Origin of the sequence: Undibacterium sp. RuTC16W (assembly GCF_049339445.1) — a bacterium.
Taxonomy (GTDB): Bacteria; Pseudomonadota; Gammaproteobacteria; order Burkholderiales; family Burkholderiaceae_D; genus Undibacterium.
Map to the genome: position 1 here is coordinate 35183 of NZ_JBMPPE010000014.1, position 16189 is coordinate 51371.

Annotated in this window: 14 protein-coding genes; 2 read left to right on the forward strand and 12 right to left on the reverse strand. The window is 49.5% G+C overall.

The window, feature by feature from the left end; all coding sequences use genetic code 11:
• Positions 1-9: 9 nt before the first annotated feature.
• The 4 genes from ACO0K4_RS19115 to ACO0K4_RS19130 all read right to left on the reverse strand — a co-directional run bounded on the left by ACO0K4_RS19115 (position 10) and on the right by ACO0K4_RS19130 (position 5912).
• Entirely contained in the window at positions 10-855 is an 846-nt protein-coding gene (locus ACO0K4_RS19115; RefSeq protein ID WP_422958271.1) for a 3',5'-nucleoside bisphosphate phosphatase, read from the reverse strand.
• 134 nt (positions 856-989) lie between these two features.
• A complete protein-coding gene (locus ACO0K4_RS19120; RefSeq protein WP_422958272.1) occupies positions 990-3323 on the reverse strand; it encodes a TonB-dependent receptor plug domain-containing protein in 2334 nt (777 codons plus the stop codon).
• Positions 3324-3561: 238 nt separating this feature from the next.
• Positions 3562-4893: an ABC transporter permease gene (locus tag ACO0K4_RS19125; protein WP_422958273.1), complete on the reverse strand. Its 1332-nt coding sequence runs from the start codon at positions 4891-4893 to the stop codon at positions 3562-3564.
• Between the two features lie 77 nt (positions 4894-4970).
• Complete coding sequence (locus ACO0K4_RS19130) at positions 4971-5912, reverse strand: ABC transporter ATP-binding protein (protein ID WP_422958274.1); 942 nt, start codon at positions 5910-5912, stop codon at positions 4971-4973.
• 246 nt (positions 5913-6158) lie between these two features.
• Here ACO0K4_RS19130 and ACO0K4_RS19135 point away from each other — a divergent pair, with 246 nt between their 5' ends.
• A complete protein-coding gene (locus tag ACO0K4_RS19135) occupies positions 6159-6536 on the forward strand; it encodes a hypothetical protein (protein WP_422958275.1) in 378 nt (125 codons plus the stop codon).
• Between the two features lie 119 nt (positions 6537-6655).
• On the opposite strand, the gene purF is transcribed toward ACO0K4_RS19135, so the two are convergent.
• From purF to ACO0K4_RS19175, 8 genes are all read right to left on the reverse strand, one after another.
• Complete coding sequence (purF, locus tag ACO0K4_RS19140; protein WP_422958276.1) at positions 6656-8176, reverse strand: amidophosphoribosyltransferase; 1521 nt, start codon at positions 8174-8176, stop codon at positions 6656-6658.
• Positions 8177-8220: 44 nt separating this feature from the next.
• The gene (locus tag ACO0K4_RS19145; protein WP_422958277.1) at positions 8221-8709 is read right to left on the reverse strand and encodes a CvpA family protein; all 489 of its coding nucleotides are present in this window, start codon (positions 8707-8709) and stop codon (positions 8221-8223) included.
• 33 nt (positions 8710-8742) lie between these two features.
• Positions 8743-9780, reverse strand: coding sequence for an SPOR domain-containing protein (locus tag ACO0K4_RS19150; protein WP_422958278.1), 1038 nt, complete (start codon positions 9778-9780; stop codon positions 8743-8745).
• Positions 9781-9796: 16 nt separating this feature from the next.
• A complete protein-coding gene (folC, locus tag ACO0K4_RS19155; RefSeq protein WP_422958279.1) occupies positions 9797-11113 on the reverse strand; it encodes a bifunctional tetrahydrofolate synthase/dihydrofolate synthase in 1317 nt (438 codons plus the stop codon).
• A 57-nt stretch (positions 11114-11170) separates the two neighbouring features.
• On the reverse strand, positions 11171-12043 hold the full coding sequence (gene accD, locus ACO0K4_RS19160; protein WP_422958280.1) for an acetyl-CoA carboxylase, carboxyltransferase subunit beta: 873 nt from the start codon (positions 12041-12043) through the stop codon (positions 11171-11173).
• A gap of 86 nt (positions 12044-12129) precedes the next feature.
• Positions 12130-12927: a tryptophan synthase subunit alpha gene (gene trpA / locus ACO0K4_RS19165; RefSeq protein ID WP_422958281.1), complete on the reverse strand. Its 798-nt coding sequence runs from the start codon at positions 12925-12927 to the stop codon at positions 12130-12132.
• 265 nt (positions 12928-13192) lie between these two features.
• Positions 13193-14476 (reverse strand): tryptophan synthase subunit beta, encoded by a 1284-nt coding sequence (gene trpB / locus ACO0K4_RS19170; RefSeq protein ID WP_422958282.1) that lies wholly within the window; start codon positions 14474-14476, stop codon positions 13193-13195.
• A gap of 76 nt (positions 14477-14552) precedes the next feature.
• Positions 14553-15227, reverse strand: coding sequence for a phosphoribosylanthranilate isomerase (locus tag ACO0K4_RS19175; RefSeq protein ID WP_422958283.1), 675 nt, complete (start codon positions 15225-15227; stop codon positions 14553-14555).
• A gap of 83 nt (positions 15228-15310) precedes the next feature.
• On the opposite strand from ACO0K4_RS19175, the gene ACO0K4_RS19180 reads away from it, so the two are divergent.
• A complete protein-coding gene (locus ACO0K4_RS19180) occupies positions 15311-16129 on the forward strand; it encodes a WecB/TagA/CpsF family glycosyltransferase (protein WP_422958284.1) in 819 nt (272 codons plus the stop codon).
• The last annotated feature ends 60 nt before the right edge of the window (positions 16130-16189 follow it).

The following is a 16189-nucleotide window of genomic DNA, read 5'->3' on the forward strand; positions in this document are numbered from 1 at the left end:
CAAGATGATTTACATCCACTTCGACCAGACTGGCGTGAGTGTAGATGAAAGTGGCGGCAATTGGCCTAAATCCACGACGGCGTCGTCTGGACCATGAAAATCCGAACCGCGCGATCCCAGGAACCCGTAGCGGCTGGCAATTTTTGTATATTCCGCATACTGATCAACCGTGTGACTACCAGTGACCACCTCAATAGCAGAACCGCCATAAGATTTAAATTCATTAAAAAAGGCATCAAATGCAACAGGACTAAGCTCATAGCGCCCCGGATGGGCAACCACGGCCTCACCACCGGCACCTTGTATCCACTTCACCGCCTCCGCCAGGGTCGCCCACCGGTGTGGCACATAGCCGGGCTTACCTTCAATCAGATAACGCTTGAACACCTCATTCACGGTATCGCAAACACCGATTTCAACCAGGTAGCGCGCAAAATGCGAACGCGAGATCAAATCAGGATTACCCACATAAGTCAGCGCACCCTGAAAGGCATTGGGAATACCTGCCTTTGCCAGACCTGCTGCCATCTCGAGAGCGCGACGCTCACGACCGGAGCGGGTTTCGGCCAGACCGCGTATCAAATTTTCATTCTTCTCGTCGATATTCAACCCGACGATATGAATAGTTTTGCCCGCCCAGGTAATCGATATCTCAACACCGGTCACATACTGCAAACCCAGATCCAGTGCGGCAGAACGTGCTGGTGGAATGCCGCGGATCTCATCATGATCGGTCAATGCCCAAACATCAACACCGTTTGCCTTAGCTCGGGCAGCAACCTCAGCGGGTGTCAGTACACCATCTGAAATCGTGGAGTGGCAGTGAAGATCAACATTCAATAATTCGGTGGACATGGTTATGCAAGGCAAATTACAGATAACTTGATTGTACTCCGTCAAATCAGACTCTGCTGCACTGCACACTCAACAATCTGCTAATGCCAGTTTACTGGCGATGGTATCGACCAGATCCTTGTGAGATATGCGTTTCAGATCTTAATTTCAAAGCGCAGGGACCAGGTCGTGTACGTTTTAGCAACGCTGCTATCCATGTGATTAATACCACCGGTTGTAACGATGCTGGAACTCAAATAATCACTGGCGGACAGATTATTCGCTGACAAGCGTAATTGGGTGGTCGGGTTGATTTTCCAGAGACTATAAAAATCGAGTTGGCGCTTAATTCCCGTCGTATTCATTTGCGTCTCACTGGTCTGGATCTCATAGGCTGGCGTCCAGTTGACATTCCCGCCAAAAGTCAGCGGCAACTTCGCCATACGGTAGTCGATTCCAAAATTCGCAGTTTGCTTAGGCTGCTGATCCAGGCGGTTATTAGGCCCCTGAATATCGTCGACGTTAGACCAGAAGCGGCTGTAATTGCTACGCAAATCGATTGCGGGCCCCTCCGGGAAAAATTCCTGTAACTGAAATTTTGCCTCCAGCTCTATACCCTTGGTCGTTGCATGGCCGATATTAATCGGGGACGACACCCAGCGTGGTCCCGTCAGAGTATTAACCAATAAGGTACGACGGCGTATCAGGTCCTTAATATCACGGGCAAAAATATTGGCGCTCATGATTCCCGCGCGGCTCAGATAATGCTCAAACGCGATATCAATACCTTTGGACAATTCCGGCTTCAGATTAGGATTGCCAGTCCGATCAGGTCTGGTCGGACTATTGATAGGCGAAATCGATGGTAGTGCAATCAAATCATTCAAACCAGGCGCCCTGTAAGCATTGGTCAAACTTACGCGTATCTGATCCTTGCTCTCCCCCGGAATACGCCAGACACCATGCAGTACCGGACTCCAGACACTACTTGTATTGTTGACCGCATTGCTGAGACTGGTACTGCTGGTACGAATACCTTCCCAGCGCAGACCGGCATAGGCAGATAGCTGGGAATTAATATCAAACTCATCTTGCACAAAGACCGCGACACGTCGTGTGTTTGCATTCACATTGTCGCCAGATTCAGCGAACTGCGGATGACCCTGACTATCTACCGATGTACGAATCTGCTCACGCTGACTGGTCTCCAGATCCCATCCTGCCGCCAGCGTATGTTTCTCCCCCCAGGGCTGAGTATATTTTCCGCCGATATTGATACTGCTATCTCGCGTGTCATTAACATCGCTAATGGCAGTAATGACCTTGCCGCTGACATCGTAATCCGTACGTAGCGATGAGCTATTCATTTTCCCGATACCACCGCCAAATTTCACATTCAATTTAGTATTATCGGCAAACTTATGCTGCCAGTTACCAAAGCCACGTAAAAAGGAATTTTCTGACGTGCTGGACGTATTTGCCATGGCATATTCGGCAAGATGATTGGCATCAGCCAGCGTCTGATCAACCACGCTGGATGTCGTCGAATCACTACGCGAATTCATCAGGAAAGGTTGCAACATCAGGGTGTCGCCATTATCAAACCGCACATTCAATCTCGGCGTCAGATGAATACCGCGGGTACGGCGATTGGTTTCATCCTCCTGTGTCTGCATCAGGCTTGGTTGACCTTGCGTATTTTTTTCCAAGGTCGTCGTCAGATTTTCATCATGCTGACGATTCTGAAAAATAGAGCCGCTTAATGCATAGGATAAATTACCGATCTGCCCGGGATAACTAACTGATAGATTCGGCGCAGAACGTCCCTGCTCCAGACTTTCTGAAAATTTGATCTCAGTATCTTTTTGTTTGTAATCTTCACGCAATACGATATTGATGGTACCGGCGATCGCCTGCGTACTAAATTCTGCGACTGGCCCGCGAATAATTTCAATACGTTCCACCTGATCCGGTGACAACGAATCCATCGAAAAACCGCGCGGCGGCCTTTCTCCGTTAAGTAAAATCTGCGTATAGCCACTCCCCATGCCACGCATACGGATATCACCGCCACGTCCGGGACGCCCGCCGATAGTCACACCTGGCAAACGCTTCAATACTTCACCTAAATTTGAATCGCCATTACGATCCAGTTCTTCACGACCAAAAATAATTTTTGCTGCCGTAGACTGACGTCGCTCATCAAGATCAGATTGGCGACCGCCAGTAATCGTCACCTTTTGAGTTGCATTCTGGTTGATCACCGGAACACTGGGCTTGAGGTTTGTGTCGTTATTTTGAGTGCTGGCTTTTTTTTCTGGTATCGCTGGCTTTACCGGACTCGCCTCTTTTGTTTTGTCTTCGAGAGGACTAAGCGACTCAGTTTGCGCCAGAGCTAATTCCGGAGTAGCGACGCTGGCAGAAAACACACCAGCCAGTGCGAGATGCATTAACTTCAAAGAAAAACCGACGGAGACATTTTTGGACATGATAGAAGCGTGTTGAATTTTTTGACTCCTGCACAATTGCGCGATGCATCAGTGCAGCTCGTTCGAAACTGCCGGAGAGGTAGCCGCATTGTATTTTCAAACACAGATAACAAGCCAGCGGTTTGCCGCGCTGTTTTGTATGATATTGAAACAGCCCGGATCGAAGCTGTTACTTAAGGATACGTTGATGTCCATAACAACGTATCCCGACAGGCTGTCACATCAGGAGTGACAGGTATCAAATACTGTTTTGCTGCTTACGGAAGCGCCATAAAGCGAGGCTCACAAACAACAGGCAAAACCCCAGCTGGACAGCAATGGCAGGCAAAGCCGCATCCAATCCTAATCCACGCCAGGTCATCGCATCAAAACCGTCGACCGCCCAGCGAGTAGGTACAATCAAGGTCAGGTTTTGCAACCATTGGGGGAATAAAAAAGACGGCATCCAGGCGCCGCCCAGCATCACCATAATCAAGGTCGCGAACACCGATATGCCGCGTGCAGCCTCTGGCGTTTTACCAAAAGCCGCAATCAACAATCCAAAGCTCGCTGTCATTAGAGAAAAACTGAAAGCGACGCCCACAAATCCCACCAAGCTACCAGCGATTTTGACTTTAAAAATCACGCCGGCAATTGAAAAAATAATGCCTGTTAAGGCAAACGCAATCAGCGCACACGATAAGGCACGCGCAATCAGTACGGTGTTCAGACTGACTGGTGCCGCAAGTAAACGATTCCATAAACCGAGTCGTCGCGCCATCAAAATACTGATGCCGGCATCAATTGCCATGAATAAAATAAATTGCACTGTCATACCCGCAAAAGAATGGGCATAACCGTTATAGCGTGCCGTAACAGGGTCTCCGGCCACCATTGCCTGATCTTTGGTCACGAAGGGCATCGACAATCCACCGACAGCTGATGCATCTTTCCCGGCACTTGCAGGAGAATTCGCCTTTTCAGTACTTTTCATGAGATTTGAGCTTTGAAATTTTTTTAAACTACCTAAAAAGTCTTTCAATTCAGGCTGAGCCGCTGCAAGTTCCGGGTGCGCCTCAAAATCACTTATGTTCTTATCCACCATGTTCAGCCCACTCTTACCGCTGAACATTTCGGCACTGACGCTCTGCATCACATACTGTGTGAGTATGCCTTTTACCATCGCAAGAACCGCTGATTGGGATGGATCGTAATAAATTGGCAGTTCTGGTTTTGTCCGACCGCCAAATAAAGCCGCTCCCGCTGACTCGCCAAAACCCGCAGGGATCACGATTGCCACATTCAGCTTGCCTTTGCGCACTTGCTCCTGCGCTTGTTCTAAGGGTAACTCTGAAATCTTCAAACTCGATTCTGACCTCAGGCCGCTGGCGATTTTTTGACTGATCACGTGCGTGTCCTGCATGACCAGAGCAACAAGAATTTTTGAGGTATCTTTGCTACCGGAACCACCGGTGATAAAACCAAAAAAACCACCAAGAATGATGGGCATGACCAGAGTCAGCAACATCGCCCGGCGATCAGAAAAAAACAAAATCAAATCCTTACGAATCAATGCAATAAGAGCAGTCATGATTATTCTTTCAAAGCAGGTAATTGTGAGCAGATTCCAGACGATGGCAAACGTAATTTCTTCAATTAAAGTAGAAATTAATCGCGCAGACTACGACCAGTCAAAGTCAGGAAAATATCTTCCAATTTAGTTTTTGCAGTAGAAAAATGTTGCAGCGTATACCCTTGAGAATTGACCCATTGCAGCACTGGCAAAGCGTAACCAGAATTAAGTAATGCCACATCTAGATGTGCACCAGCAGTTTGTATCTGAGTGACGCCCGCTTGCTGTGCTAATGCTGAGAGTGTTTCAGCATCAGGAGTGCGATCCAGATCAAGCTCCAGCGCAGCCTGTGCAGGCAAGCGCTGATACAGTTCTTGCGGGCTCTCATTAGCGATAACTTTGCCGTGATCAATAATCACAATATGATCAGCCAGGCGCTCGACTTCTTCCATGTAGTGGCTGGTATAGATTAAAGCCCTGCCCTGTTTCTTGAGTATTTCAAGGCTGTCAAAAATGGCATTCCGGCTTTGCGGATCAACGCCGACCGTAGGTTCGTCCAGTATCAACAGTTGCGGATCATGCAGCAAAGCAGCCGCAATGTTTAAACGGCGTTTCATGCCACCAGAAAAAGTCGCCGGCTTATCTGCCGCTCTATCACGTAAATTCACCAGCTCTAGTACTGCATCACATCGGGCCTTGAGCACACCACCCGTAAGGCCATATAAAGCACCGAACAATTTAAGGTTTTCTATGGCAGACAAATCATCGTAGAGCGCCAGATCCTGCGGTACAAAACCGATCTTATGTTTGACCGCATTATTCCCCTCGCCGACCAGTTGCCCATCGATACGAACTTCCCCCTGATCCTGACGCAACAGGCCGCAGATCATACTCACTGTCGTGGACTTGCCAGCCCCGTTTGGGCCTAACAACCCCAGGGTCTGTCCATGCTTGAGAGAGAAAGAAGCCGAGTCAACAACCTTGCGCTGACCGAAAGACTTGCTAAGAGTTTTTACGTCTAATAGTAAGGATGTCATGTTGTCTGCCTGTGAACGAAACACGAGGACTATACCTGATAGCAAGATTTTTTTGGTCGTTTTGATATGAATTTTAAAATCTCACTTGATGACTGATATTGACAGCTCAAATTGACAATTCAAAAAATGAACGCCTCAAAGAAACGAGCGACGCAATTACCCGCAATAGCCGTCAGCGATTAATTCAGCATCACGAATCGCCTCAGAACTGTTAAGATCGCGACCTGATTTCACTCTTTTGCTATCATGAAACGTCTTATTCTTTTGCTCATCGTTTTGCTGACGACGCTTTGCTCGTACCCTACGCTGGCTGCGGATAATCCTTGCAGTGGAACCGGAAATAGTCAGCCTTGTAAATCTGCCCCACAGCCCACCAGCTCAGCACCTGCAGCACCGGCGGCGCTGATGGTCTCTATTCAGGATCAGGTAGCTGCAGCCTCTCTGGCCTCAGAAGCTGCGGCAATGGCAGCGCAAGAGCCGCGTAAAAGCGTGTTGCGCGACAATATCTATTTCAATGCGATTTTCTGGATACTGGCGCTGTTAGCGCCGCTGGGTGCGGGGATAATGATTGTCTTGAATTTGCTCGAATATCGTTTCAAACGTCAAGACAAGGTTGAGGACTGAACGGCGAAGTTAAGTCTAAGTTTTTGAACCGTAAAGCGAAGCAGAGTAAAAAAGAAAAATCCCGATACCAAGTGATATCGGGATTTTTTTATACTAACGCTAACCTGCGCTGGCGGTGATTAATCCCCGCGCTCTGCCAGATTTAAATTCAACTGAGAGCGCATCATATCTTCAGTATCTGGGCGAGGCTTATTTCTAGCCATCTCCAAATGATCTAAATACGCAGAAGATACGTCACCGGTAATGTAATGTCCGTCAAAGCAAGAGGCTTCGATATTACGCAACATCGGGTTCACATCCGAGATAGAACGCTTCATCGCGGCCACATCTTGATACACCAGAGCATCTGCAGTAATTTCACGGCAAACCTCTTCTTCGCTGCGACCATATGCAATCAATTCGCTACGGGTAGGCATGTCGATACCATAAACGTTAGGGAATTGAACTGGCGGTGCTGCCGATGCAAAAATAACGCGCTTGGCACCCGACTCACGTGCCATCTGCACGATTTCGCGGCTAGTTGTACCACGCACGATGGAATCATCAACTAACAAAACACTCTTGCCAGCAAATTCCTGCTTGATCGCATTGAGTTTTTGACGCACGGATTTTCTGCGGATTGCCTGACCCGGCATCATGAAGGTACGTCCGATATAACGATTCTTGATAAAGCCTTCGCGGTAATCCAGATTCAGTTTCATCGCCAGCTCCATCGCGGATGGACGGGAAGAATCCGGAATCGGCATGACCACATCAATTTCACCATCGCGGAATTGATTGCGAACTTTGTCTGCCAGGTACTCACCCATTTTCAGGCGAGTCAGATACACGGATGCGCCGTCGATAATCGAATCAGGACGGGCCAGATAAACATACTCAAACGCACAAGGATTCAGCGTTGGATTCTCTGCGCACTGTTCGTTATACATCTTACCGTCGAGATCGATAAAGATAGCTTCACCAGGTTCTACGTCACGCAAGAATTTAAAACCCAGACCTTCCAGTGCCACAGACTCACTGGCGATCATGTATTCAACACCGCTTTCGGTATGCGATAAACCGATACACAGAGGACGGATACCAAAGGGATCGCGAAATGCCAGCAAACCATAACCGGCGATCTGTGCAACTACTGCGTAGGAGCCGCGTACACGCCGGTGCAGCATTGAAACTGCACGGAACATCGACTGAGGATCCAGCGAATAGCCACTGGTGACTTCCTGGATCTGGTGCGCAAGAATATTCAGCAATACCTCAGAATCGGAATCAGTGTTCAGATGACGCATGTCATTCTTAAACAGCTCAATCTTCAATTCATCTGCATTAGTCAAATTACCGTTATGCGCCAATACAATACCAAACGGTGCATTGACGTAAAACGGTTGCGCTTCCTCTTCACTGGTAGAACCAGCCGTCGGATAGCGCACCTGACCGATACCGATATTACCCGGCAGAGAGCGCATATTGCGAGTACGAAATACATCTCGCACCAGACCATTTGCCTTATGCATGGCAAACTTGTTGCCATGACCCGTCGCGATACCTGCTGCATCCTGACCACGATGCTGCAACAACAGCAACGCGTCATACAACAGTTGATTGACGGGATTATTTGAAACTACGCCAACGATGCCACACATGGTGGACTCCTAAAAAAACAAATTAAAAACGATACAGATAGGCTTCAAAAATGGACGTGCCGCGTAATCGACGCAGGCAAAAACGGCATCACAGTTTGTGCGGAGGTCACAACCACCGGGCTCAGTAAGGCATCCTTCCAGAACGCCTGCTGCGGAATGGCAGTCATGCCACAAATCATCACAGCAGCCAGTACCAGGACGCAGCCACGCGCTAAACCAAACAAACCGCCCAATCCCCTGTCGGCCAATTTCAGTCCGCTGGCTTTAAGCACAGCGTCAACGGCCATCATCAATAAGGACATTAGCAAACGAACGCCAATAAACAAGGCTAAAAATGCCACGATCAGACGCAACATTTGTCCCGGAAACAAATCCGGCAAATAACCTGCCAACGTCGCGCTAAAGGCGTTTGCCACGACAAAGGCGACGATCCAGCTTACCAGCGACAACATTTCTTTAACAAGTCCACGCATGGTACTGATCACGATGGAACAAATCAGAATAAACAGCACCACGTAATCAAATAGCGTCACAGCATCATTCCGTTACAGTGGATATGGGGGCCATCAGTTGGGAATCAACTTCGGTGTCAGTCCAAGCTTGGTCAGCTTGGCTGCCGTCTTGTCTGCCTCGTCCTTGGAATCAAACGGGCCAACCCGGATACGCGTCACCGATTTGTCGCCTGCAGGCGTGGTCGCTACTTTTTGTGTGTACGATTTGATACCGGCAGCTTTGAGCTTGTCCTGTACTTCGTTGATTTTTTCCTGAGTGGCAAACGCACCTGCCTGAACCACATATCCGTGCTCTTTGGACGGAGCCTCTGTGGCAACTGCGGGTTTAACGGTTTTACCTTCCAGAATGGCTAAGGCACGTGCAGCATCATCATCCTGATTGTTTGATTTTGCCGTGGTTTTTGCGGATGCTTTAGTATCCGCTTTTAATTCGGGCTTAGAGTCTGACTTGGTGTCAGGCTTCATTTCAGATTTGGCGTCAGATTTGCCTTCTGGCTTTGCGTCACTCTTTGCGTCAACCCTGGATATGGTTTTAGCATCAGTCTGGACTTTTGGTTCAGGCTTGAGCTCGGGTGTTTTTTCTGGTGTTTTCTCTGATTTCGCATCACCTTTGGCATCTGATCTGGCGTCCGGCTTAGTCGCTGATTTGCTATCGGTGAGTCCTGCGACTGGCTGGGTGGCAGCATTTTTCGCAAGCGCAGGTAATTGAGAAGGCTCGATGATTTCTTCCGGCAGCTCTGTTCGCTTATTTGCACTTTTTGGTGCAACGGTTTGCTCAACGGAAGGCAGTTTATCTTTAGACGGTATTTGAACAGCGATGTCATCTGCCAAAGGTTTTGGCTCTGAATCAAGTAGTAAAGGCAAACCAATCACAGCAGCGAGAACCAGCGCAACGGCGCCGATCAGGCGGCGACGGGCGCGTTTTTTTTCTGGCAATACCGGATCTGCTGCTTTGTTTTTACGTGCATTTTCAGCACGTTTGCCGCTACCACGCGTCGGCTTGGTCTCGTCTTCAGTGCGAGCACGGAATTCGCCATCGTCCTGATCGTGTGATGCATCTTGCTTTTGTTTAAACAACGAGAACAAGCCCATGTGCAAACTTCTTTGGTTAGTGAGTCGTACGTTGACGGGCTCTCATCACACCGGCTACTGTGAGAAAAGATCCGAAGACCGCTATTCTATCATTTTCGCCCGCTTTACTGAGTGCGTGACGATACGCCGCCTCAGGATTTTCAAAACATTGAATACTATGTTCCGGATCACTAAGCACGCCAGCCGCAATCAACCTGGTTTTAATATGCTCAGCGCTGGCAGCACGCGGCAGTGGCAGATCTGTCACGCACCAGTGATCAATCTTGCCTTTAATCTGTGCGATCACGCCATCGATATCTTTGTCCAGCATCGAACCAAACACCGCATAGGTGTAGGCATGGAAACCCATGTTGTCAAAATTTTGCGATAAAGTTGCGGCGGCATGCGGGTTGTGAGCGACATCCAGCACCACAGTCGGACGTCCTGGCATGACCTGAAAGCGGCCTGGCAGATCGACCATACCCAGCCCGTTACGCACTTCCTGCGCACCGACTGGCAAGCGATGGCGCAAGGCCTCCAGAGCCGCTAACACGGCAGAGGCATTCAACAATTGATTCGCGCCGCGCAGGCTAGGATAGCCAAGAGAATTGCGACGTTGCTCGCGACCGCCAAAGTTCCACTGCTGCTTATCACCGGAGTAATTAAAATCGCGTCCAAACAGCCAGAGATCCGCGCCAATCTTAGTGGCGTGCTCGATCAGACTTTGGGGTGGGATCGGGTCGCCACAGATCGCGGTTCTGCCTGCACGAAAAATGCCGGCCTTTTCGAAACCGATTTTTTCGCGGGTATCGCCGAGGTAATCAACGTGATCGATATCGATACTGGTCACAATCGCGACATCCGCATCGATGACATTGACCGCATCCAGACGACCGCCAAGTCCAACCTCAAGAATCACGACATCCAGTCTGGCGTCGGCCAGTAATTTACAGATCGCCAGTGTAGTAAATTCAAAATACGTTAATGAAATTTCCTTACCGCTTTGACTTTCAATCCGCGCTTTCTCTACCTCGGTAAATACGTCGACAAAAACCTGATCCTTGACTGATTCGCCATTGATACGGGCACGTTCATTGAAATCTAAAAAATGCGGCTTGCTATACAGCCCGACGCGATAACCGGCTTGCAGCAAAATCGCTTCCAGCATCGCGCAGGTAGAGCCTTTGCCGTTGGTCCCGCCGACCACAATCACGGGGCAATCATAACGGATATCCAGACACTCTTTCACCGCAGCAACGCGTTCCAGCCCCATGTCAATTTCTTTGGAATGACGTGTTTCTAATAGCGCGAGCCAGTCGTTGAGATTAATTGGGCTAGTAGGAGTAGTTTGCATAAGATAAAAAAAGCCCGAAGGACAATGTCTCGGGCTTCTCTTTAATAATGAAGATGATTAAGCGACGGCTTCAGCAGATTGATTTTGCAAGAGAGCCAATAAACGAGCGATTTCTTCACGCATTTTGCGGCGGTCGACGATCATGTCGATAGCGCCTTTTTGCAGCAAGAACTCAGAACGCTGGAAGCCTTCCGGCAGTTTTTCACGCACGGTATTTTCGATCACACGCGGTCCGGCAAAACCGATCAAGGCTTTTGGTTCCGCCATGACAACGTCACCCAGAAACGCGAAAGAAGCAGACACGCCACCGGTCGTAGGATCCGTCAATACTGAAATAAAAGGCAATTTCTTCTCTGACAGCTTGGTCAGCATCGAAGTCGTTTTTGCCATCTGCATTAAGGACAACAAGCCCTCTTGCATACGAGCGCCGCCACTGGCAGTGATACAGATGAATGGTACTTTTTGGTCTATCGCCGCTTGCGCGCCACGCACAAAACGCTCGCCCAATACAGAGCCCATCGTACCGGCCATGAATTCAAAAGCGAAGCAAGATACAACGACCGGCACGGACATAATAGAACCGCCCATGACCACCATCGAATCGGTCTCGCCCGTCGCTTCGAGCGCGTCTTTCAGGCGATCTGTGTATTTTTTGCTGTCTTTGAATTTCAGCGTATCGATAGGCAGAATCTCTTGACCGATTTCATAGCGGCCGCCAGCATCCAGCAAGGCATCCAGACGTTCACGCGCACTGATGCGCATGTGGTGACTGCACTTAGGGCATACATGGATATTTGCTTCTAGATCAGAGCGGTAGAGAACCGCTTCACAGGACGGGCACTTGACCCATAGACCTTCGGGGATGGACTTGCGGTTTGCAGATTCTGAGCGCTGTATGCGCGGTGGTAGCAATTTTTCTAGCCAACTCATAATTTCTCCTGAATTCGGCTTGCGTACAAATTTTGCACGCAAGCATCATGTTCTTCCTAGACGGTCAAACAGTTTCGGAGCGTATTTTACTCGTCTAAAGCCTGTCTGACACCAGAAATAAAGCTTTTTACAGCTGCCGCCGCATTTTCGTGGGGCGTACTTTCCAGTTCTTGAATAATGCGAGAGCCTATCACAACTGCATCCGCCAGCGTCGAAATCGCACGTGCCGTGGCACCGTCACGAATCCCAAAACCGACGCCCACCGGGACTTTCACGTGTTTTTTGATACGTGGAATCATCTCCGCCACAGCATCCAGATCCAGACTTCCAGACCCTGTTACTCCCTTGAGTGATACGTAATACACGTAACCCGTAGCAATTTTACCAACTTGCTCAATACGTTCATCGGTTGATGTCGGTGCCAGCAGAAAAATCGTGTCCATGCCCTGCTCATGCATTTTGCCAGCGAACTCTTCACATTCTTCGGGCGGATAATCGACGACCAGCACGCCATCCACGCCGGCGCCGGAGGCTTGTACGATAAAAGCATCTATTCCCATACGCTCTATAGGATTGGCATACCCCATCAGCACGACGGGCGTTGTCTGATTGCCGGTGCGAAATTCGCGTACGAATTGTAATACATCGCGCAAGCCGACACCATGCAGCAAAGCCCGCTCAGACGCCCGCTGAATCACAGGGCCATCCGCCATCGGATCAGAAAATGGCACGCCCAGCTCAATGATATCGGCACCACCCTCTACCAGAGCATGCATCAAAGGCACCGTCAGCGCAGGTGCGGGGTCACCGGCAGTGATGAAGGGAATCAGGCCTTTTTTATGGTTGGCAGCCAATGCGGCTAATGTAGTTTGTATTCTTGACATGGTAATTTTTCGCGTGAATGACTTAAGTGACTTAGATAGCCTGACCTTATTAAAAACATATACTCCCACTCTGTATATTTTCAATCCCTAATAAAAATAAGCGGATAAGGCAGTATTTTATTAAGTTAAAGGGGGAGTATATGCACTACTAACTTTACTCAACCGATTTTATTCACCTAAGTTGATTCTTAAGCTAATTTTCAAACTAATTCCCAAGTTAACTACCAAACAAAGGACTCATCGGAGAGTAAAGTCAGCGACTCAGTTAATAGAACTTCAGCCCGGCCTTTTCGGCCACGGTATGCATGTCCTTATCACCGCGACCAGACAAGTTCACCAAAATGATTTTATCTTTAGGGAGAGTCGCAGCGAGTTTGGCGGCGTACGCGAGTGCGTGGCTAGACTCCAAGGCCGGGATAATGCCTTCGATCCGACAGCAATCATGGAAGGCTTGCAGCGCCTCAACGTCAGTAATCGTCACGTACTGGGCACGGCCAATATCCTTCAACCAGGCGTGCTCTGGCCCTACCCCCGGATAATCCAGGCCAGCGGATACCGAGTGTGTCTCGATGACCTGGCCATTGACGTCTTGCAGCAAATAAGTACGATTGCCGTGCAGCACACCAGGTGAGCCCGCCGTCAGCGACGCCGAGTGCTTACCTGTTTCCATGCCCTCGCCTGCCGCTTCCACACCGATTAACTGCACATTTTTTTGGTCGATGTAGGGATAGAAAATCCCGATTGCATTTGAGCCGCCGCCGACGCAAGCCAGCACAGCGTCCGGCTGACGACCAGTCATTTCCGGCATCTGCCATAAGCATTCCTCACCGATCACCGACTGAAAATCACGCACCATCATCGGATAGGGGTGCGGGCCAGCGACGGTACCGATGATGTAAAACGTATTGTCCACATTGGCGACCCAGTCGCGCATCGCCTCGTTCAGCGCGTCTTTTAAAGTCTTGGAACCTGACTCGACCGGCACTACGGTGGCGCCGAGCAGCTTCATGCGGTACACGTTTTGCGCCTGGCGCTTGACGTCTTCTGACCCCATGTAGACGACGCATTCCAGGCCAAAACGTGCGCAGATCGTGGCAGTTGCTACACCATGCTGCCCTGCGCCGGTTTCGGCGATCACACGCGGCTTGCCCATGCGTCTGGCGAGTAAAGCCTGGCCGATGACGTTGTTGATTTTGTGCGCGCCGGTATGGTTTAAGTCTTCACGTTTGAAATAGATTTGCGCACCGCCATTGATTTCCGACATGCGCTTGGCGTGATACACAGGAGACGGGCGACCAACAAAATGATGCAACTCATCGCGGAATTCAGCTAAGAACTCCGGATCGTTTTGATAACGTGCATAGTTTTCTTTTAACTCGTTGAGCGCATGGGTCAGGGTTTCTGACACAAAGGTACCGCCATATTGGCCGAAATGACCGCGCGCATCGGGGAAATTGTATTCAGCCGCATGGAAAATTGCCTGCGGATTAGTTTGAGACGCAGACTGCAAACCCGGTTGGGTTGGCGACAGAGGATTAATCGTGCTCATGATTTTACTTTCAGTGGCGATTAGCTAAGCGCATTAAGAGAGCATAATGACAAAACTCATTAACAACGCTGATTAGCTAGTTTTCATTGTCTGCCAAGTGCACGGCCTCAATAAAAGCCCGTACCTTGACATCATCCTTAATCCCTTTGCTCAGTTCGACACCACTACTGATATCGACCGCAAACGGACGAACCTGACGCACCGCGTCAGTCGCGTTTTGCACGCTCAAGCCACCACTTAAAACGACCCGAGGCGCGAGTTCTTTTGGGATGAGAGACCAATCAAAAACCTTTCCACTACCTCCGTACGCATCGACGAAGGTATCAAGCAATAATCCGGCAAACAAAGGACTTGCCGCACGATATTCTGACTCATATTCTAGCAAATCAGCCGCGCTTGTGGTGGGCTTGACCCGAAAAGCTTTAATAAATGGCCGGTTCACGGCGCTGGCAAGGGCGTGACATTGCGCAGCGGTCTCATCACCGTGGAACTGCAATAACTGCAGCGGCACCACAGCCACCGTCGCCCGCAACTCCTCCATCGTCGCATTCACAAACAAACCGACCGACATCACAAATGGCGAAATCTCCCTCACCAGATTCGCCGCCACTGCGGGCGTGACATACCGCGGACTAGGTGGATAAAACACAAAGCCTAACGCATCCGCACCAGCAGCAACCACACGCCGCACATCGTCTGCCTGCGTCAAGCCGCAAATTTTTATTCTGGTTTTACAGTTTTTATGAAACATGTTGATACTTTCGAATACAGAAACACCACGATAGCTGAGATAATCAAAATTCTTTATGTGCAACCCTCTGCGAATATTACCCCATGCCCTCAGCCAACGACCATTTGCCAAGCGACCCAGCACTACAGATCAGCCATTTATTCGGACTCGATATTCGTGCCTGTACATTTGACCAGGCAACGGCACATCTGCTAAAGGTCGCCAGCCAGCGCAATCACACCAGCCGCATCGTCGTCACACCCAACGTCGATCACGTCGTCAAGCTAGATAGTGACCCGATTTTTAAAGCGCAATATGCCGAAGCCGATTATATTTTTGCCGACGGCATGCCAATTATCTGGGCCAGTAAAATGGTAGCAACGCCCTTACCAGAACGCGTCACCGGTGCCGATTTATTCGTCTCGCTGTGCCAAGGTGCGATACAAAGACAACTATCGATTTTTGTAATCGGCGGACAACCGGGACAAGAAGCCGCACTGTTAGCATCGTTCGCACAAACTTACCCCGGCTTAAACGTCAGTATTTTTTGCCCATCGATGCAATTCTCCGCAGACGGCGAAGAAGGCGCAGAAGCCATGCGTCTAGTCCAGCAAGCGCAACCTAACATCGTCTTTGTCTGCCTGGGCATGCCCAAACAAGAACGCTGGTGCCTGCGCTACCGCAAAGAATTTACCGAGAACAATGCACCATTACTACTCTGCGTCGGTGCCGCCATGGAATTCGCCTTAGGACAAAAAAAACGCGCTCCATTGTGGATGCAAAAAATCGGCATGGAATGGTTCTGGCGCCTAGCCAGCGAACCACGTCGTCTGTGGCAACGTTATACGACGCAGGGGATGAAATTTATTGGCGTGCTTCAGCGTGAACGCCAATCTCAACGAGCGAAACGCCATTCAAAATAAACTGACATTTCCATCTGTTGCAATCAATTCGCAGAGATAGGAAGGACATGCAGCTTGATG

Excerpts from the sequence above, each read along its gene's own strand:
- ACO0K4_RS19115 (WP_422958271.1), bottom strand. The coding sequence starts at position 855 with ATGTCCACCGAATTATTGAATGTTGATCTTCACTGCCACTCCACGATT.
- ACO0K4_RS19120 (WP_422958272.1), bottom strand. The coding sequence starts at position 3,323 with ATGTCCAAAAATGTCTCCGTCGGTTTTTCTTTGAAGTTAATGCATCTC.
- ACO0K4_RS19125 (WP_422958273.1), bottom strand. The coding sequence starts at position 4,893 with ATGACTGCTCTTATTGCATTGATTCGTAAGGATTTGATTTTGTTTTTT.
- ACO0K4_RS19130 (WP_422958274.1), bottom strand. The coding sequence starts at position 5,912 with ATGACATCCTTACTATTAGACGTAAAAACTCTTAGCAAGTCTTTCGGT.
- ACO0K4_RS19135 (WP_422958275.1), top strand. The coding sequence starts at position 6,159 with ATGAAACGTCTTATTCTTTTGCTCATCGTTTTGCTGACGACGCTTTGC.
- purF (WP_422958276.1), bottom strand. The coding sequence starts at position 8,176 with ATGTGTGGCATCGTTGGCGTAGTTTCAAATAATCCCGTCAATCAACTG.
- ACO0K4_RS19150 (WP_422958278.1), bottom strand. The coding sequence starts at position 9,780 with ATGGGCTTGTTCTCGTTGTTTAAACAAAAGCAAGATGCATCACACGAT.
- folC (WP_422958279.1), bottom strand. The coding sequence starts at position 11,113 with ATGCAAACTACTCCTACTAGCCCAATTAATCTCAACGACTGGCTCGCG.
- accD (WP_422958280.1), bottom strand. The coding sequence starts at position 12,043 with ATGAGTTGGCTAGAAAAATTGCTACCACCGCGCATACAGCGCTCAGAA.
- trpA (WP_422958281.1), bottom strand. The coding sequence starts at position 12,927 with ATGTCAAGAATACAAACTACATTAGCCGCATTGGCTGCCAACCATAAA.
- trpB (WP_422958282.1), bottom strand. The coding sequence starts at position 14,476 with ATGAGCACGATTAATCCTCTGTCGCCAACCCAACCGGGTTTGCAGTCT.
- ACO0K4_RS19175 (WP_422958283.1), bottom strand. The coding sequence starts at position 15,227 with ATGTTTCATAAAAACTGTAAAACCAGAATAAAAATTTGCGGCTTGACG.
- ACO0K4_RS19180 (WP_422958284.1), top strand. The coding sequence starts at position 15,311 with ATGCCCTCAGCCAACGACCATTTGCCAAGCGACCCAGCACTACAGATC.